An 18,657-nucleotide genomic window follows, 5' to 3' on the forward strand; every position below is an offset into this window, starting at 1 on the left:
GGCGTGCGCGGCCCGGCGTAACCCGCCCGCCTCCCTCACCGCCCCGCGCAATCGCGCCGCCGCGCGTGCGCCGCGTTTCATCGCGCGCACCCCTTCCCGTTTGCCGCCTGCCGGCGCCCTGCGCGCCGATGTCGCACCGCGCTTCGCGCGCGTGGCGCGCCGCGCTGTTTCCGGATTCCGAACGCCGCACCCGCATGCGCGCTCGTCTGTACTCCTTGCAGCGGACGCGCGCGTGCATGTGAGGGTGCAATTCCCGGCCGGGCCGGTGCGGAACTGTGTCTTGGAGGCCTTCGGCCAATTCGCTATTTTGATCACAGTCGAAGTGATGCCGCGGGCTGAGCGACGCACCGGTGTTGCCGTGCCGTCGCGCATCGGGATTTCCCTTTCGATCCACGTTCATTGACAGGAGCCAGACCACCATGCCCGCACTTTGCGATATCTGTCACGCCCGGCCGGCCGTCGCGCGCGCCACCGTGATGCAGGACGGCGAGCGCAAGACGATCTCGATCTGCGACTACCACTTCCGTCAGCTGATGCGGCATCAGAGCATGCTGAACCCGTTCGATTCGCTGCTGGGCGGCGGCGCGTCGTCGCTGTTCGGCGAGGGCGGCGACACGTCGCCGCTGGCCGCCGAGATTCCGCGCGAATCGGTCGACCCGACCGACGCGTTCAGCGAGCAGACGCTCGAACTGCTGCAGCGTGCGGCCGAGAAGGCGCACGAACTGCGCCGTAGCGAACTCGACACCGAACACCTGCTATACGCGCTCGCGGATACCGACGTGTGCGCGGCGCTGCTGAAGGAACTGAAGCTGTCGCCGCAGGACCTGAAGGCGTACATCGACGAGCATGCGCACACCGGCACGGCTGCCGCGGACGCGTCGCTCGACAAGCTGTCGATCTCGCCGCGCGTGAAGAAGGCCGTGCAGTACGCATTCCAGGCGTCGCGCGATCTCGGCCACTCGTACATCGGCCCCGAGCACCTGTTGATCGGTCTCGCGGCGGTGCCGGACAGCATTGCCGGCACGCTGCTGAAGAAATACGGCGTGACGCCGGAAGCGCTGCGCCAGAAGGTCGTGAAGGTCGTCGGCAAGGGCGCGGAAGACGGCCGCGTCGACGCGCCGACCGGCACGCCGAATCTCGACAAGTTCGGCCGCGACCTCACCGCGATCGCGCGCCAGGGCAAGCTCGACCCGGTGCTCGGCCGCGCGCAGGAAATCGAGAGCACGATCGAAGTGCTCGCGCGCCGCAAGAAGAACAACCCGGTGCTGATCGGCGAGCCCGGTGTCGGCAAGACCGCGATCGTCGAAGGCCTTGCGCAGCGGATCGTCAACGGCGACGTGCCCGAAGTGCTGCGCGGCAAGCGGCTCGTCGAAATCAACATCAACTCGATGGTGGCCGGCGCGAAATATCGCGGCGAATTCGAGGAACGCGCGAAGCAGCTGATCGACGAAGTGACGGCCAAGCATGACGAGCTGATCCTCTTCATCGACGAGCTGCATACGATCGTCGGCGCGGGCCAGGGCGGCGGCGAAGGCGGCCTCGACATCGCGAACGTGCTGAAGCCGGCGCTCGCGCGCGGCGAGCTGAGCCTGATCGGCGCGACCACGCTCAACGAATACCAGAAGCACATCGAGAAGGACGCGGCGCTCGAACGGCGCTTCCAGCCGGTGTTCGTGCCGGAGCCGAGCGTCGAGCAGACGATCGTGATCCTGCGCGGGCTGCGCGACAGCCTCGAGGCGCACCACCAGGTCACGTTCGCCGACGACGCGTTCGTCGCGGCCGCCGAGTTCGCCGACCGCTACATCACCGCGCGCTTCCTGCCCGACAAGGCGATCGACCTGATCGACCAGGCCGCCGCGCGCGTGCGGATCGGCGCGACGTCGCGCCCCGCCGACATCCAGGAAGACGAAGCGCAGATCGTGCAGCTCAAGCGCGAGCAGGACTACGCAACGTCGCGCAAGCGCTTCGACCAGGCGAAGCAGTTCGAGGAGCAGATCAACGCGAAGCAAAAGTCGCTCGACGAAAAGATGGAGGCGTGGCAGCGCAAGACCGGTTCGGAGACGCTGGAAGTGACCGTCGAATCGGTCGCCGAGGTCGTGTCGCGGTTGACGGGCATTCCGGTGTCGGAGCTCACGCAGGAAGAGCGCCAGAAGCTGCTGAAGATGGAAGAGCAGCTGCGCGAGCGCGTGATCGGCCAGAACGATGCCGTGGTCGCCGTGAGCGACGCCGTGCGGCTGTCGCGCGCCGGCCTCGGCCAGACGCACCGGCCGATCGCGACGTTCCTGTTCCTCGGGCCGACCGGCGTCGGCAAGACCGAGCTCGCGAAGGCGCTGGCCGAGACCGTGTTCGGCGACGAGCAGTCGATCATCCGCATCGACATGTCCGAGTACATGGAACGGCACGCGGTCGCGCGGCTGATCGGCGCGCCGCCCGGCTACGTCGGCTACGACGAAGGCGGCCAGCTCACCGAGCGCGTGCGGCGCCGCCCGTACAGCGTGATCCTGCTCGACGAGATCGAGAAGGCGCATCCGGACGTCTACAACGTGCTGCTGCAGGTGTTCGACGACGGCCGCCTGACCGACGGCAAGGGCCGCGTGGTCGACTTCAGCAACACGATCATCATCGCGACGAGCAACCTCGGCGCCGCGATCATCATGGACAACCTCACGCAGCCGGAAGCCGCGCGCAAGACCGACAAGGCGATCCGCGAACAGCTGATGCAGGTGCTGAAGGGCCATTTCCGCCCCGAGTTCCTGAACCGGATCGACGAGGTGATCGTGTTCCATGCGCTGTCGAGGGAGAACATCCGTTCGATCGTGCAGATCCAGCTCGACCGCGTGGTGCGCACCGCCGCCGCGCAGGACATCACGCTCGTGATGGGCGACGCGCTCGTCGAACACCTGACCGAAGCCGGCTATCAACCGGAATTCGGCGCGCGCGAGCTGAAGCGGCAGGTGCGCCAGATCATCGAGACGAAGCTCGCGAAGGAAATCCTCGCCGACAAGCTGGAGTCCGGCGATCGCGTCGAAGTCGATTACGACAAGGCGAGCGACGCGGTGACGTTCAACAAGCTCGTTCGGCCCGATGCCAAGGACGCCAAGGACGCGACCAGGACCGCCGACGGCAAGGCCCGGCCCAACGGCAAAGCGGCGAAGGCGGCGTCCGATGAGAAGGATCACGAAGCGAAGGACGAGACGCCTGCACCCGCGCCTGCGCCCACAGCCAAGCCATCCGGCAAGAAGTCGTCCGGTGCGAAGAAGGACGCGCAGTGATACCACGCGGGCCCGCATGCACGGGCCCGCTTGCCCCCAACGCCGCGACGCGGCGCAACCCGAGCCGGCCCGCAGCGGGCCCGGCTAATGGAGATCCACATGACAAATCGACGCGAAGTGCCTGGCATCAGGAAGTACGATGGGCCCGCCGGCGGTTGGGGCGCGCTTCGCGCGACAGCCGAGGCCGTGCGCACGCAAATGGAAACGATCGAGGCGCCGATCGTGCTGATGCGGACCAACCAGCCCGACGGCTTCGACTGCCCCGGCTGCGCGTGGCCCGACAAGGAACACAAGTCGACATTCCAGTTCTGCGAGAACGGCGCGAAGGCCGTCACGTGGGAAGCGACCACCAAGCGCGTGACACCCGAGTTCTTCGCGGCGAACCCGGTGTCGTCGCTGCTGCGGATGTCCGACTACGAGCTGGAGAACATGGGCCGGCTCACGCATCCGCTCGTCTACGATCGCGCAACCGACACGTTTCGCGCGGTCGAATGGGACGATGCGTTCGCGCGCATCGGCGAGGTGCTGCGCGCGCTGCCGCCCGAGCAGGTCGAGTTCTACACGTCGGGCCGCGCGTCGAACGAAGCCGCCTACCTGTATCAACTGTTCGCGCGCGAGCTTGGCACCAACAACTTCCCCGACTGCTCGAACATGTGCCACGAGCCGACCAGCGTCGGCCTGCCGCAGTCGATCGGGATCGGCAAGGGCACCGTGTCGCTCGAGGATTTCGACCACTGCGAGCTGATCATCTCGATCGGCCACAACCCCGGCACCAACCATCCGCGAATGATGGGCACGCTGCACGAGTGTGCGCGCCGCAACGTGCCGATCATCGTGTTCAATCCGCTGCGCGAGCGCGCGCTCGAACGCTTCGCGGATCCCCAGGACATGATCGAGATGGCGTCGTTCGGCTCGACGCGCATCGCGTCGACGTACTATCAGGTCGACGCGGGCGGCGACGCGGCCGCGCTGAAGGGCATCATGAAGGCGCTGCTGCAGCTCGAGGCCGAGCGCGGCGACGTGCTCGACAAGGATTTCATCGCGCAGCACACGAGCGGCTTCGACGCATTCAGCGCCGACCTTGAAGCCACGTCGTGGGACGACATCGAGCGCGCGAGCGGCTTGAGCCAGGCGCAGCTCGAGCAGGTCGCGCTCGCGTATGCGAAGTCGAACGCGACGATCGTCACGTACGGAATGGGCGTCACGCAGCACAACAAGGGCACCGCCACCGTGCGCCTGATCGCCGACCTGCTGCTGATGCGCGGCAACATCGGCAAGCCCGGCGCGGGCGTGTGCCCGCTGCGCGGCCACTCGAACGTGCAGGGCAACCGCACGGTCGGTATCACCGAGAAGCCGTCGGCCGAGTTCCTGCAGAAGATCGAGGACGTGTGCGGCTTCAAGCCGCCCGCACAGCACGGACACGATGCCGTGCAGGCGATGCAGGCCATGATCGACGGCCAGGCCAAGGCGCTGCTGTGCCTCGGCGGCAACTTCGCGGTCGCGCTGCCCGATCCCGAGCAGTCGTTCCCCGCGATGGCGAAGCTCGATCTCAGCGTGCATCTCGGCACGAAGCTGAACCGCTCGCATCTGCTCGTCGCGAAGGAAACCTACATCCTGCCCGTGCTCGGACGCACCGAGCTCGACATGCAGGCGAGCGGCCGGCAGTCGATCACCGTCGAGGATTCGATGTCGATGGTCCACGCGTCGGCCGGCAAGCTGAAGCCCGCGTCCGACCAGCTGCGCTCCGAGCCCGCGATCGTCGCCGGAATCGCTCACGCGACGCTGCCGGCCAGCAAGGTCGCGTGGCTCGACCTGATCGCCGACTACGACCGCATCCGCGACCTGATCGACCGCACGGTGGCCGGCTTCGAGGCGTTCAACGAGCGCATCCGCACGCCGGGCGGCTTCCGCCTGCCGCTGCCGCCGACCGAGCGCGTATGGCCCACGGCCACCGGCAAGGCGATGTTCTCGATCTACAAGGGCGTGAAGGAAGACGCGGACGTGCTCGGCGCCGAGCAGGTGCTGCGGCTGATCACGCTGCGCAGCCACGATCAGTACAACACGACGATCTACGGGCTCGACGACCGCTATCGCGGCGTGTTCGGACGACGCGACGTGCTGTTCATGAACGCGGCGGACCTCGCGAAGTACGGGCTCGAACACGGCGACCTCGTCGACATCGAGACAGTTACGGCGTCGGGCCGCACGCTGCGCCTCGAGAAGATCACCGCGATCGAGTACGACATCGCGCCGGGATCGGTCGGCGCGTATTACCCGGAAGCGAACGTGCTCGTGCCGCTCGACTACATCGACAAGGAAAGCGGCACGCCGTCGTACAAGTCGGTGCCGGTGCGCGTCGCGCGCTCGGCGGTCGTCTGACCCGCGGGTAAGCAGGCTGGCGACGCAACGCACGGCACGCCACGCCACGCCGCGCATTGATCCCTTCTGCCCCCCTCTCGCGGCCGCCGCATCGCTACCGATGCGGCGGCCGACTTCCTTGATCGCGTCGAACGACGCCCCGCTTACCGCGCCGCCGACGACGGCAACTGCGCGCCCGTCTGCCGCCGCCGGTACGCGCTGTCGCGCGTCGCGAGCCAGTAGTACAGCGGCGACGTCAGCACCAGCCCGACGAGCCACGACAGGTCGGCGCCGCCGAGATGCGCGGGAATCGGCCCCGCATACATCGGCGTGTTCATGAACGGAATCTGCACGGCGATCCCGATCGCATACGCGAGCAGCGCCTGCGGATTGAAACGGCCGTACACGCCGCCGTCCGCCATGAAGATCGACTGGATGTCGTACTTGCCCTTGTGGATCACGTAGAAGTCGATCAGGTTGATCGCCGTCCACGGCACCAGCACGACGAGCAGCGCGAGCACGAGATCGACGAGATTGCCGACGAAGTTGGTCGACGCGCCGATCGCCGCATAGCAGCACGCGACGAAGATCACCACCGACACCACCGCGCGCGTCTTCGCGGTCGGAATCCACCGGTATGCGAAGGTCTGCACCGACGTGATGACCGCGAGCACCGCACCGTACAGGTTCAGCGCGTTGTGGCTGATCACGCTCAACAGGAACAGCAGCAGCATCAGCGGGCCGAGCGGGCCCGTCGCCTGCTTGACCGCGTCCATCGTGTCCGCGCCGGCCGGCACCGCGAGCACCGCGACCGCCCCGAAGATGAACGCGAGCGTCGAGCCGATCGTGCAGCCGAGATAGGTCGCCCAGAACGTCGACGCGACGCCGACGTCTTCCGGCAGGTAGCGCGAATAGTCCGACACGTACGGCGCGAACGCGATCTGCCACAACGCGGACAGCGACACCGTCGCGAGCCACCCGGCGAAGTCGAAGCCGCCGCGCGTGAGGAAATCGGCGGTGCTCACGTGCGACAGGATCATCCAGAAGCCGACCAGAATGCCGACGCCGAGCACCCACGTGCCGATCCGGTTCAGGATATGGATGAACCGGTAGCCGACGATCCCGATCAGCCCCGAGCCCACCGCGCCGATCACGATGCCCACCGGCACCGGCACCGACGACGCGATGCCGTGCACCGACTTGCCGGCCAGCACGATGTTCGATGCGAAGAAGCCGACGTACATCACCGCCGCGATCACCGTGACGAGCAGCGCGCCCCACGAACCGAACTGCGCGCGGCTCTGGATCATCTGCGGGATGCCCATCTGCGGCCCCTGCGCGGAATGCAGCGCCATCAGCACGCCGCCGACCGCCTGGCCGACCACGATCGCGACGATCCCCCACATCAGGTTCAGGTGAAAGATCTGCACGCCCAGCGCGCCGGTCACGATCGGCAGCGGCGCGATGTTGCCGCCGAACCAGAGCGTGAACAGGTCGCGCACCTTGCCGTGGCGGTCTGCGGGCGGCACGTAGCCGATCGTGTGTTTCTCTATCATGGGGGACGCGTTGCGATCCGCGGTCGTCATGGCTAAGTCTCCTGTCCTGCGCGGCGATGCGCGCGTGCCGTTTCCGCCGGCGCGCGATGATGCGCGCGCCTGCAATCGGGTCCGGATACGCGGGCAACGGTTTGCCGCATGCGGGCGGAGGCGGATAATCTGCCCCCCGGCGCATGCGTGCTTTTGTCGCGATCCGGATTGCAGACGATGGTGCGCCACGCATGCGGCGACCGGAAAATACTAAAAATATTTTCGGGACATACGAAAAAGCTCTGCAGCGGAAATTCCGGCGCCGGGCGTCTTCGGGTAAGGTGCTACGCAAAACAGCGAACAGAACGCGCCCCGCGGCGGCACGCGCCCGAGGCCGGCATCAGAGGTGCTCGTGGCTCACTACACTTTGCGGCAACTGAAATATTTCGTGACGACGGTGGAATCCGGCAGCGTCGCCGAGGCGTCGCGCCAGCTCTTCATCGCGCAGCCGTCGATCTCCAGCGCGATCAAGGGGCTCGAGGAAAGCTTCGGCGTGAAGCTGTTCATCCGTCATCACGCGCAGGGCGTGTCGCTCACGCCGAGCGGCACGCGTTTCTACCGGAAGGCGCAGGAGCTGCTGCGCATCGCGCACGAGTTCGAGCAGAACGCGCTCGCCGACAACGACGTGATCAGCGGGCAGATCGACATCGGCTGCTTCGAGACCGTCGCGCCGCTCTACCTGCCGCAGCTGATCGCGGGCTTTCGCGAACGCTATCCGGGCGTCAACATCCGGCTGCGCGACGGCGACCAGCAGGAGCTCGTGCAGGGCCTGACGGCCGGCACCTTCGATCTCGCGTTCCTCTACGACCATGACCTCGACGGCACGATCGAGACCGAGCCACTGATGCCGGCACAGCAGCCGTACGTGCTGCTGCCGGAGAACCACCGGTTCGCGGGCCAGTCGCACGTATCGCTGCACGAGCTCAGCGTCGAGCCGATGATCCTGCTCGACGTGCTGCCGAGCCGCACGTATTTCGTCAGCCTGTTTCACGAGCTCGGGCTCACGCCGAACATCGTGTTCGCTTCGCCGTCGATCGAGATGGTGCGCGGGATGGTCGGCCAGGGGTTCGGCTTCTCGCTGCTCGTCACGCGGCCGCATTCCGAATACACGTACGACGGCCGGCGCGTCGTGACGATCGGCCTGAGCGAAACGGTGAGCCCGTCGGGGCTCGTGAGCGCGCGGCTGAAGCGCGGGCAGCTCACGAAACAGGCGCAGTCGTTCGTCGAGTTCTGCCGCGAGCGGCTGGCGCAGATCGTCGCGGAATCGGCGCGGTAACAACGAAAGAACCGCACGCGCCGCCGAACGGCCGCGTGCGGCGTGCTGCTGGACCGCCGGATCAGTCCAAGCAACCGGCCGAACCGAGATACGTCGCGAGACGGCCGAGCATCGCGTCGCAGCCGTGCAGCTGTTCGAGCGTGACGAACTCGTCGGGCTTGTGCCCCTGGTCCATGCTGCCCGGCCCGCACACCACTGTCGGAATGCCGGCCTGTCCGAACAGCCCGCCCTCGGTGCCGAATGCGACGGTGCCGAACGCGTCGGAACCGCTCAGCATCGCGAGCAGCCGCGCGGCTTCGCTGTCCGGCGAAGTCGCGAGCCCCGGATACGCGCCCAGCGGCTGCAGACGGATGTCGGTGTCGGGCTGCACCGCACGCATCGTCGGCAACAGTTCGGATTCCGCATAATCCTGCAGCTTCCTCGGCACGTCATGCGCATCGAACGCGGGCAGCGCCCGCACCTCGAAATCGAACTCGCATTCGGCCGGCACGATGTTCAACGCGCGGCCGCCCTTGATCAATCCTGTCTGCACGGTCGAGAACGGTGGATCGAAGCGGCTGTCGTGATGCTCCGGCCGCGCCAGCGACGCGCCGATCTCGCCGAGGCGGCCGATCAGCTTCGCCGCGTAGTCGATCGCGTTGACGCCGCGCGGCGCGTACGCCGAGTGGCACGCGGCGCCCTTCACGTGGCAGCGCATCGCGAGCTTGCCCTTGTGACCGAGCACCGGCTTCAGTTCGGTCGGCTCGCCGATCAGGCACAGGCGCGGCCGATGCTCGCGCGTCGCCAGTGCGTCGAGCATCGGCCGCACGCCGAGACAGCCGACTTCCTCGTCGTACGAGAACGCGAGGTGCACGGGCAGGATTAACGGCCGTGACACGAATGCCGGCACGGCCGCGAGCACCGACGCGATGAAGCCTTTCATGTCGGCCGTGCCGCGCCCGTACAGCCGGCCGTCGCGCTCGGTCAGCCGGAACGGCTCGAGCGTCCACGCTTGGCCGTCGACCGGCACCACGTCGGTATGGCCCGACAGCGCGACGCCGCCGCGATCGCGCGGTCCGATCGTCGCGTACAGGCTCGCCTTCGTGCGCTCCGCGTTGTAGAACAGCTCGCTCGACACGCCGAAGCCGTCGAGGTAGTCGCGGATGAAGTCGATCATCGCGAGGTTCGAATCGCGGCTGACCGTCGCGAAGCCGATCAGCCGCTCGAGCAACGCACGGCTCGACATGTTACTCATCGCCCGGCACTCCGTAGCTCGGCGCGGCGGTCGGGTTCAGCGCACGCGTCTGGTAATCCTGCATCTGCGGGCGATATGCCTGCCACAACGCGTCCAGTTGCCCGATCGGATCGGCGTCGGCCCAGTCGACGCGCAGGTCGACGATCGGCCAGGTCACGTCGCCGGCCACCTTCAGCGCGGCCGAATGCACGGGCCCCGCCTCGCCGCCCGCCGCCATCGCCGCGTGCATCGCGGCCAGCAGTCGATCGGCCAGCAGCCCGTGCGCCTGCTCGAACGCGCGCGCCATTGCTTCGATCACGGCCGGCGCGGCCAGCAGATTGCCGGCTGCCACGCATTGCTCGCCCCGCACCGCATGGTGCGTGCCGAGCGCCTCCCTGCCGGTGAAGCACGCCGTCTGCCCCTGCCCGTCGATCACCGTGACCTGCCGGTACTGGCTCCAGCCGTTCGCGCTGAGCGCGCGGTCGAGCGCGGCGGCCGGCGCGAGCTGCTGGTGCTCGATCAGGTCGAGGATCTGCGGGCCGAGCGCCGGCAGCGTGATGTTCTGCGTCGCGACCGCGCCGACGCCCGCCCGCACCCACGGGCAGCGCGCGCCCACCGCGATGCTCGACGAGCTGATCGCGATCCCGAGTTGGCCCGTTTCCGGGCAGCGTCCGACGATGGAGAAAGTCATGTCGCCTATATGAACGCGTCCCGTTTGCAACAGTTCTCGTGTGTTCCGACAGACAGGATGGCTGCAGCTCTATATCCGGCCTTGATGCAGTCGATACTGCCGCTGCGGGCCCCTATGAAATCCGCTGGCCCGCGCCTCATTCTCCTAACGAGCTCAAAGCTCTTGGTGACATTCAGGCTTGGCGGGCCCAGGTCCTACCTGGCTCGTCATTACACTCGATTGCTGCGCAACCTTTCGACGTTCACCCTGTAAATGTTGATCTTCTACCTCGCATGAACCGATCAGGCTGGTTTCATGCTGACGTAGTCCTTCCGATACGCTCGCTCATGAGCGAGTACCGCCCAGATCGTCCGCGCCATCTTGTTGGCCAACGCGATGATCACGACATTCGTTGGTCGTCGCTTCTTGATCTGCTCGACCCACGGCCCCGGCTCCTTCGCGTGGGTGAGTACGCTGCGCGCGCCGTGAATCAGCAACGTGCGCAGATACGTGTCGCCTCTCTTGCTGATTCCGTGCAGGTTCACCTTGCCGCCAGAGCCTGTCTGCTTGGGCACCAAACCCGCCCACGCCGCAAATTCCCGTCCTGATCTGAACCCTTTCGGATCGCCCATCATGGCCACTGCCGCGGTCGCCGTCAGCAACCCCACGCCAGGAATCTCACTGATTGCTTGCACTGCTCGGTCTTCCTTCTTCCAATCGCGCATGCGTCGCTCGATCTCGGCAATCTGTTCGTCAAGTCGCGCCAACCCATTCCACTGTTCGCGCAACGTATCGATCAGTGCCGCTGGCAGACGCTCCGCGATCCGGCCAAGCGCCGCCGGTATCTCCTTGTCCAGTGCCGCCCGGCCGCGGCTCATCACCTCGCCGTATTCCGTCAGCAGTCCACGCAGCCCGTTGATCTGCATCGTGCGGAACTTCACCAACTGCTCCCGCATCCGGTGCAGCGCCAACATCGCCTGCTGCATTTCCGTCTTCACCGCTATCGGCTTGCCCGGCTGCTGTACCGCCAGCCAGATCGCTCGCGCGTCTGCCGCATCGTTCTTGTTGCGGATATTGAATGCCTTCACGAACTCCGCCGGCATCAGCCTAACCTCGTGACCCATCCGCTTCAGCGCTCGCGCCCAGTGGTGCGCACCGCCACACGCCTCCATCCCAATTACGCACCGCTCACGATTGGCGAAGTGCTCCAGAAACTTCGCACGCTTGATCGCCTTGTTCACGATCTCGCCGCTTGCCTGATCAACGTAATGCACCTGGAACACGTTCTTGGCGATATCGACGCCCACGGCCATACTGTTCATCGTGGATCCTCCGGTTGCCGGGAAATGCGTGCATTTTCCACCTGGGCACATCGATGCCGTTGGCCCGTGAGGATCCACCCCTCTCTTGCTCTCACGTGCGTGGGTGGGACGCGTTCATTTCATTCTCCTATGCTCGGTTCGGCTGCCAGTTGTCCGGGATCACCGCGATCACGTCGATCTCCATCAGCCACTGCGGCTGGCCCAGCGCCGAGACGACGAGCCCCGTCGAGATCGGATAGACGCCCTTCAGCCACTTGCCGACTTCCTGGTACACCGGCTCGCGATAGCGCGGGTCGATCAGGTAGGTCGTCGTCTTTACGATGTGCGTGATGTCGCTGCCCGCTTCCTCGAGCAACTGCTTCACGTTCTTCATCGCCTGCTCGGCCTGCGCGCGCGGATCGCCGAGGCCGATCAGATTGCCGTCGAAATCGGTGCCGACCTGGCCGCGTACGTAGACGGTGTTGCCGGCGCGCACGGCCTGGCACAGGTCGTTGTCGAGCGTCTGGTTCGGGTAGGTATCCTTCGTGTTGAACATGCGGATACGGGTATGGGTAGGCTGGCTCATCGAGGTCCTTCGAAGGTCTGTGTATGCGCCCGCCGCGGCGGAAACGGTCACGGTCGCGGTGCGACGGGTACTGAAAAGTGTTCGTTGCTGCGGGTAGCGGCGCGAATGCCGAATGCCAATCCGTACTAGCCGATCGCGTCGACCAACGGGCGGGCATCGGCCTGCGCGGGGCATGCCGTGTCGCCGAGCCCGGTGCGTGTTTGCGCGCGGCGTTGCGACGCATCGTGATAGTCGAGGTACTTGCGCTGCGTGACGATGTGGTCGGCGATGTGTTTCGCGTCGTGCCACACGCCCCAGATGAAGCTGGAGCCGCGTCGCGACAGCCACGGCAGGCCGAGGAAATAGATGCCCGGCTCCTTCGACACGCCGCGCTGATGCTGCGGCTTGCCGTTCGCGGCGAACGCGTCGACGTTCAGCCAGCTGTAGTCGAGCGCGTAGCCCGTCGCCCAGATAATCGACGTGACGCCCGCGCCGGCCAGGTCGAGCGCGAGGATCGGCTGCGTGACGCAGTCCGGATTCGGCAGGATGCGGCGGGCTTCCGGTTCTTCGGGCAGGTCGAGGCCGTTGCGCGCCGCATAGGCGTCGGCCGCGTCGAGCAGCGACAGGTAGTTCTCGTCGCCGCGAGCGAGATTGCTTGCGAGATCGTTTTCGAACACCGCGATGCCGCCGTCGAATGCCTTCGTCAGCCCCACGAGCGTCACGCCCTGGTGCGCGAGGGCGCGAAAATCGACCGTATGGCCGCCGCGCGCGCCGCTCACCGCGATCGTCACGTGTTCGCGGCCGGGCGTCGCGACTTCCTTGTCCCATTCGCCGAGCACGCCGAGCCACCAGCAGAAGTCGCGGCCGCGATAGGCGCGCGGCGGACGATCGTGCGGGCCGACCGACAGGTAGACCTGCCGGCCCGCGCGCTGCAGTTCGTCGGCGATCTGCACGCCCGACGAACCCGCGCCGACCACCAGCACCGCGCCGTCCGGCAATTGCCCCGGGTTGCGATAGTCGGCGGAATGGAGCTGCACGAGGCTGGCGTCGTCCGGCGCGATCGGCGGAATGACAGGACGCTGGAACGGCCCCGTCGCGACGACCACGCGGTTCGCCTCGATCGTGCCGTCCGACGTTTCGACGATGAAGCCCGGTTTGCCTGCGTTGCGTACAACCTGTTTCACTTCGACGCCGGTGCGGATCGGCGCGCCGAACTTGCGCGCGTAGGCTTCGAAGTAGTCGGCGACCTGGTCTTTCGTTGCGAACGCATCGGGATCGAGGTCGTCGAATTCGAGCCCGGGAAAGCGGTCGTGCCACGCGGGGCCGTTCGCGACCAGCGAATCCCAGCGCCCGGTGCGCCAGCGCTCGGCGATGTGGTCGCGCTCCAGCACGAGATGCGGCACGCCGAGCTTGCCCAGGTGCTCGCTCATGGCCACGCCGGCCTGGCCGGCACCGACGACCAGCGTATCGATTGAGGTTGTTTCCACTGCCACGGCTGTCTCCTTGAAGTGCGGCTCGCTGCGATGCTCGGGTCGTCGCGCGAGGGGGAATGGAGACATTCTGCTGACAGGCAGGCTAGGGCGAAACGATCATTTTTGTCGTTGTTGACGAGAAAAAAGCTGGGGGTGGTGAGGCGGGGTTGGAATGACGAGCGAACAGCCTCCGGGGGCGCGGGTGTCCGAAGCGGCCGCGCGCCTTTATGATCTTGTGCAGTTGAATGATTACTTGATCAACTGCATCCCTGCGCCTTCGACGCTGTCACAGCGACGCTTTGGATGGCGCGCACCCGTGGGAGGGGCGCCGGGACGCACCGATACTGGACAGGCTCTCGGCTCAATGCCCGCCGTTGATTTCCGTATCCTCGAATGCCAGATGCTCGAAATAGCTGCCCGTGAAATCCACATCCAGCCCCTTGAGTCCATGGGCTTCGACCGTGCTTCCCGTACAGTCCAGCACTTGCACCGAATGCCAGGTGTTGCCGTCGAACCGGACGCCGTTCCACTTGCATCCGAGAAATTTCACGCCATTGAAAGTGCTGCCCTGAAAGGCGGCTTCGTCGAAGCTGCAATCCACAAACGTGCATTCGGAAATTGCAATCCCCGAAAAATCGCAACTGGCAAACGTGCAGGCAGAGAACCGACAACCGGTCCAGCCGGCTTGCCGGAATGACGTGCCGGTGAAACTGGTGCCGCTGAAGTGACTGCCGGCAAATTGAGCGAGACCGAGATCCAGGCCGGCATAGGCCGAACTGTCCGTCTGACCAGACAGTCCTGCCGGCATCCCGCCCGCACCCTTGCGCCACAAATCGTGCTTGTAGATGATTTCAGAACTGCTCATGAGTCTGCATCTCGATGCACGGAAGCAGACGATTCGCCTTTGCCTTTCGTCTGCTCGTCATCGTCGTCGGACGCCGTGGTGTCGCGGCTGGCGTACCAGGCGACCAGACCGCCCAATGCAATCAGCGAACCGAGGAACAGGAAATTCTCGATCGCAAAATCGCTGACATCATGCGAACCATAGCTGCCTCCGCTGACCTGAGACACCGCCCCCAAGGACGCGATGACACCCCAGGCAACCAGTATGAAGCCCCCCGCCACTACGATCATGGCCATTGTCGACTTGCGCATCCTTTTCTCCGTCAGGCGTCGCCGGACGCGTTGCCGACACTGACTTCCGGCAGTTTCGCGAATCCGAGGCGATTGGCTTGGTTCCACCACGTCCAGGTCACATCCGTCGGCGAAATATCCAGATGCATGTCCCGCGGATCAGGAAACGCATCACCCTGTGCGACATAGGCTTGGCGGTACCACTGATTGAACGTCGCGGCCCGAGGATGGTTCTCGGTCACACTGGCCTGCCAGATGCCCGTTACAGGGCACGCGCGTGTGCCCCGACACTGGACTGCGGGCTCGGGATATTCCGCGGCGCGTGCGATGCCCTGCGTCACGCGGGGTTCCGATCCCGCTTGTGGTACTGCCATCGGCATCGCGTCTCCGATGTAATGAAAGAAGATACGGCCATCCTCCAGCACAAGACCGGGGCGACTCCGATCGAATAGTTCGTCCTTGCTGTAGTGCATCGGCACCTGCGCCAGATTCCAGGCGAAATGACGTTCGGCAGTCGGATACTTGAGTTGCGCAAGCCAGTATCCGCCGACCGGAGCAGCGGTGGTTTCCGCTTGCGGAGGCACGGTGATGGGCGGCTTCTCCGGCAACATGTAGCCATCGGGCACATGCGCACGACCGGTACGCAGCGCGACCGGATGCATGGCGGGTGTGGAAGGCGGCACGGGCACCGACATCACGGCCTTAGCCGCATTGATCAGCGTTTCCTTGTTGCCGTCCCACTTGGGCAATTTGGACGGTGGCAACGGTAACACTTTGTCCAGGTTGGGCAGACGAAGGTCCGGATCGCGCTCGAGGCGGTCGGCGAGAATTCCGTAGCGTTCGGCACGTGCTTCATCCTTCACATGACCGACCAGTGCATCACCCTTGCCAAACGAGGCACTCAACCATCCGGCACTCTGGGCGCTGCCAAACTTCACACCGGCGTGTAGGGTTTTGAGTGCGCGGTCGTTGTTCTCGCTCAATTCGGCGCGATCACCTACGATCGTCGTCCCCAGTTCATATGCTGCAAGCCCGCTCCCCTGCGCGACGGCGCATTCGAGCATTTGGAGGGCAATCTTGCGGTTACCCCAAAAGCCTGCCTTTGGGTCATCATAGAGCGCGTCCATCTTGCCCCCCAAATATGCCATCGCGCTCGGGCTGCCCATATCCGCGGCAAGTTGCCAGAATGCATAGGCTCTACTCGCATCCTGCTTCACCCCCATCCCGTTCATGTAATACGTACCCATTAGATCGTACGCGGCCGGAATGCCAAGTTTCATTGCCTGTTCCGTGATCTGCACTGCGCGTTCCGCATCACGATCCACGCCCTGCCCCTCAGCATAGGCACTTGCCAGATTCAACATCGCTTTCCAGTGCTTTCGCTCAGCGGCCTTCGCCCACAAATCGACAGCACCCGTGTAATCGCGCTGGTTCGGCCACAGCAGCGAGCTGGTGCGCGCCACCGCTTCCTGGTTCCATCGATCGGCCTCCGGATCGATTGGGGGAACGACGTCAGCCTCATGCTTGCACTCAAATGCCTCACGGTGAGGGTTGAAGGCCGTCAGCGACATGTTGCGAGGAAGAGAGTCGTTCATTGAGCAGGCGGTACAAGCAAAGAACAAGAAAAGAGAGACTAAACGGACGAGGCCGAAACGGTCGGCGACGGTTGAACTCAATTGATTGGACACGATTGTCGGATACCTGCTCAGGAAAGGCGAACACCTGTCGCGCGCTCATCATGGAACGGATGCAGAAAGCCCGTGGGAGCATCCCCCTTCTTCCGTGCGATTTCATTCGCCCTCAACAATTGCACCCAGTTAATGAATGTCTTGGCCATGGCCTTCGGAGTGAGCGATGCCGGATTGCAATCCGCTGCGTTTCCAGTGTGAAGTTTCCATACCCGCTTGCGCAAATCTTCACTCTTCGCTGGATCATCAGTTCCTATATTGATCTCTGCGTCCACCGCCATGCTCCGCAAATTCAGGTTGGCACTCCCCAACGTGAAAAAACTATCATCGATCAGCAGGAGTTTACTGTGAATATAGATCTCTCTATACCGGGCAGCTATCGACTGCGTTGGCAACGGCAGCATCGGCGCCAGATCCGGGTCCGGCAACTCGCCTTTGGCTTGTTGCTTCTTCACATATTCATCCCAGCGAGCTTGCTGCTTCGCCGTCTCCGTGCTCAACGTTGAGCTACGCCAGTTACTATCGAATGTCCAGAGGCTACCGATCAGTGCGCGGATTCCCATTTGATCCAGCGACTTGGAAAGGGAAGCCTTGTCGCCGAGATCCTTTGCGCTTTGTGCAACAGGAGAGAGCGGTGCAGGGTAAAGATCGGGATCAATCCTCGCCCCACTCGCCTTCTGTCGTTTGACATAAGCGTCCCAGGTCGCCTGCTGCTGCCGGTTGCGTGCCAGTTCGTCTTCGATTGCCTTGTCCTGATTGGGCATTGACGTACCGTGGCCCAGCACCTTAACGGTGTCATGGGTTCGCGGCACCATCTGTGCACGCTCCGGTGTAGGGATGACAACCAACACGTGCAAATTGGGTATATCGACAGGACTCTTGCCAGCAGCCTGACTGCACGACAGAAACTGCGTTCGCAATTCCTTCAGTTTCTTCGGCCACTCGGTATATTGGAAATACTGGTTCTCGACGTAGATATAGCTGCGTGCAAAGGACGTGGCCTGCTCATACAAGGCCTTGATGGATTTGTCCTTTTCTTCGGGCTGAGTGCGCACGACTTGCGCCCGCTGGCACGGTGTGCCGAGATTCTGCGTCAATCCCGGCGGCACCTTTTTGAAATCGTGCGTTCGCGATACGTTCGCACCTTTGCCCTTGGCGCGGTTCCACGCATCAATGAAGTTCTTGCTGACTGCCACCAGTGCTTCGCCTCGAATACGGCTCGCGTAATCCTGATACGGCTTCAGGCCAGGCTGCACGTCATTGGCACCCTCCCATGACTCTCCGCGGCGTGGATCGTTGAAGAGATGCTGCTGCGTATCCCAGTAGTCAGTCACGCTGTTCAGCCCCATCACATAACCGACTGCGTGTGCCCCCCCTTCGTATTCGTAGTCGATCAGGATGGTCTTCTGATGGTCGGTGGCCACTTTCTCCAGACCCAGCACTTCGGTGAAGTCACGCTTCCCCGGCTCGCCTGCGAGACTGTCATGAACAGCCTTGCTACTGCCATCCCGAGTCCGAATCGACAGATTGGCCAGCCGCCCCGCAAACGCGTCGTCGTACCAGCGCGCATTGAAATCCTCGCGCCGCTCCTGCGGTGTCTGCGGTTGAGGTGGCTTGCCGGTCGGCAAATAGATGCCGCCGCCCGCACCGACCATCATGGCCATCTTTTCTTCGTAGTTCAAACGACCACTGCTGTGTCCCGGCATGTTGTTCGAACCAAGACTTCCGATAAACCCGTACCACGACAGCAAACGAACCTGAACCGGTTTGCCATTGTTGAATTTTCCCGCGGCCACATCGCGCAGCAACCCGCCCCAGGTATCTCCTCGCGGCCACACCGAACCATTCCGGATCAGTTCCATGCCCGGATCGAAACCCCAACAGATGATTTCCACGCTGTGCTTGGCTGCCTTCAAATCGGCTGCGATCTGTTTGAACGCATCCTCGCCGCAAATGAACACGTCGAGATTGTTCTTCGCATACGGCGGTGCATAGTAGGTCTCATTCTTCTCCAGAAACCACTGCGCACTGGCGACCGATTGACGTGTGGAAACGTCGACCGGCGCCTTCGATTTGTTTTGGGTATTGGTATCGGACATCAAATTTCCCGTCGAAAACCGCG

The 18,657-nt window shown here is 64.4% G+C and carries 13 protein-coding genes; 3 read left to right on the forward strand and 10 right to left on the reverse strand.

What is annotated here, in order from left to right; all coding sequences use genetic code 11:
• Positions 1-419 precede the first annotated feature (419 nt).
• Together FFI87_RS32715 and FFI87_RS32720 are read left to right on the forward strand one after the other, a co-directional pair.
• Entirely contained in the window at positions 420-3,272 is a 2,853-nt protein-coding gene (locus tag FFI87_RS32715) for an ATP-dependent Clp protease ATP-binding subunit (protein ID WP_138850553.1), read from the forward strand.
• A 99-nt stretch (positions 3,273-3,371) separates the two neighbouring features.
• Complete coding sequence (locus tag FFI87_RS32720; protein WP_012372719.1) at positions 3,372-5,651, forward strand: FdhF/YdeP family oxidoreductase; 2,280 nt, start codon at positions 3,372-3,374, stop codon at positions 5,649-5,651.
• 143 nt (positions 5,652-5,794) lie between these two features.
• Here the strand turns inward: FFI87_RS32720 and FFI87_RS32725 are convergent, their stop codons facing one another.
• Complete coding sequence (locus FFI87_RS32725; RefSeq protein ID WP_138850554.1) at positions 5,795-7,216, reverse strand: purine-cytosine permease family protein; 1,422 nt, start codon at positions 7,214-7,216, stop codon at positions 5,795-5,797.
• Between the two features lie 352 nt (positions 7,217-7,568).
• Here FFI87_RS32725 and FFI87_RS32730 point away from each other — a divergent pair, with 352 nt between their 5' ends.
• Complete coding sequence (locus FFI87_RS32730; protein WP_012372721.1) at positions 7,569-8,492, forward strand: LysR substrate-binding domain-containing protein; 924 nt, start codon at positions 7,569-7,571, stop codon at positions 8,490-8,492.
• Between the two features lie 61 nt (positions 8,493-8,553).
• Here FFI87_RS32730 and argE read toward each other — a convergent pair whose 3' ends face one another.
• The 9 genes from argE to FFI87_RS32775 form a co-directional block, all read right to left on the reverse strand.
• Positions 8,554-9,726 carry an acetylornithine deacetylase gene (gene argE, locus FFI87_RS32735; RefSeq protein WP_138850555.1) on the reverse strand — a complete coding sequence of 391 codons (1,173 nt, stop codon included), beginning with the start codon at positions 9,724-9,726 and terminating at the stop codon, positions 8,554-8,556.
• On the reverse strand, positions 9,719-10,396 hold the full coding sequence (locus FFI87_RS32740; protein WP_138850556.1) for a DUF1028 domain-containing protein: 678 nt from the start codon (positions 10,394-10,396) through the stop codon (positions 9,719-9,721). Before FFI87_RS32740 ends, argE begins: the two co-directional genes overlap by 8 nt.
• A gap of 281 nt (positions 10,397-10,677) precedes the next feature.
• On the reverse strand, positions 10,678-11,697 hold the full coding sequence (locus FFI87_RS32745; RefSeq protein ID WP_138847487.1) for an IS110 family transposase: 1,020 nt from the start codon (positions 11,695-11,697) through the stop codon (positions 10,678-10,680).
• A 127-nt stretch (positions 11,698-11,824) separates the two neighbouring features.
• Positions 11,825-12,262, reverse strand: coding sequence for a RidA family protein (locus FFI87_RS32750; protein WP_012337533.1), 438 nt, complete (start codon positions 12,260-12,262; stop codon positions 11,825-11,827).
• 125 nt (positions 12,263-12,387) lie between these two features.
• Complete coding sequence (locus FFI87_RS32755) at positions 12,388-13,734, reverse strand: flavin-containing monooxygenase (RefSeq protein WP_138850557.1); 1,347 nt, start codon at positions 13,732-13,734, stop codon at positions 12,388-12,390.
• Positions 13,735-14,074: 340 nt separating this feature from the next.
• A complete protein-coding gene (locus FFI87_RS32760; RefSeq protein WP_012372725.1) occupies positions 14,075-14,578 on the reverse strand; it encodes a pentapeptide repeat-containing protein in 504 nt (167 codons plus the stop codon).
• Positions 14,575-14,868 carry a hypothetical protein gene (locus FFI87_RS32765; RefSeq protein ID WP_138850558.1) on the reverse strand — a complete coding sequence of 98 codons (294 nt, stop codon included), beginning with the start codon at positions 14,866-14,868 and terminating at the stop codon, positions 14,575-14,577. Before FFI87_RS32765 ends, FFI87_RS32760 begins: the two co-directional genes overlap by 4 nt.
• Positions 14,869-14,879: 11 nt before the next feature.
• Positions 14,880-16,535 carry a sel1 repeat family protein gene (locus tag FFI87_RS32770; protein WP_261378658.1) on the reverse strand — a complete coding sequence of 552 codons (1,656 nt, stop codon included), beginning with the start codon at positions 16,533-16,535 and terminating at the stop codon, positions 14,880-14,882.
• A gap of 17 nt (positions 16,536-16,552) precedes the next feature.
• Entirely contained in the window at positions 16,553-18,634 is a 2,082-nt protein-coding gene (locus tag FFI87_RS32775) for a phospholipase D-like domain-containing protein (RefSeq protein WP_012372728.1), read from the reverse strand.
• Positions 18,635-18,657: the final 23 nt, after the last annotated feature.

The sequence above is a fragment of the Burkholderia sp. KBS0801 genome (assembly GCF_005937855.2).
Taxonomy (GTDB): domain Bacteria; phylum Pseudomonadota; class Gammaproteobacteria; order Burkholderiales; family Burkholderiaceae; genus Burkholderia; species Burkholderia ambifaria.

Bases quoted from the DNA above. Each gene is read 5' to 3' on its own strand.
- argE (WP_138850555.1), bottom strand. From the start codon at position 9,726: ATGAGTAACATGTCGAGCCGTGCGTTGCTCGAGCGGCTGATCGGCTTC.
- FFI87_RS32775 (WP_012372728.1), bottom strand. From the start codon at position 18,634: ATGTCCGATACCAATACCCAAAACAAATCGAAGGCGCCGGTCGACGTT.
- FFI87_RS32725 (WP_138850554.1), bottom strand. From the start codon at position 7,216: ATGACGACCGCGGATCGCAACGCGTCCCCCATGATAGAGAAACACACG.
- FFI87_RS32765 (WP_138850558.1), bottom strand. From the start codon at position 14,868: ATGCGCAAGTCGACAATGGCCATGATCGTAGTGGCGGGGGGCTTCATA.
- FFI87_RS32750 (WP_012337533.1), bottom strand. From the start codon at position 12,262: ATGAGCCAGCCTACCCATACCCGTATCCGCATGTTCAACACGAAGGAT.
- FFI87_RS32740 (WP_138850556.1), bottom strand. From the start codon at position 10,396: ATGACTTTCTCCATCGTCGGACGCTGCCCGGAAACGGGCCAACTCGGG.
- FFI87_RS32715 (WP_138850553.1), top strand. From the start codon at position 420: ATGCCCGCACTTTGCGATATCTGTCACGCCCGGCCGGCCGTCGCGCGC.
- FFI87_RS32720 (WP_012372719.1), top strand. From the start codon at position 3,372: ATGACAAATCGACGCGAAGTGCCTGGCATCAGGAAGTACGATGGGCCC.
- FFI87_RS32760 (WP_012372725.1), bottom strand. From the start codon at position 14,578: ATGAGCAGTTCTGAAATCATCTACAAGCACGATTTGTGGCGCAAGGGT.
- FFI87_RS32745 (WP_138847487.1), bottom strand. From the start codon at position 11,697: ATGAACAGTATGGCCGTGGGCGTCGATATCGCCAAGAACGTGTTCCAG.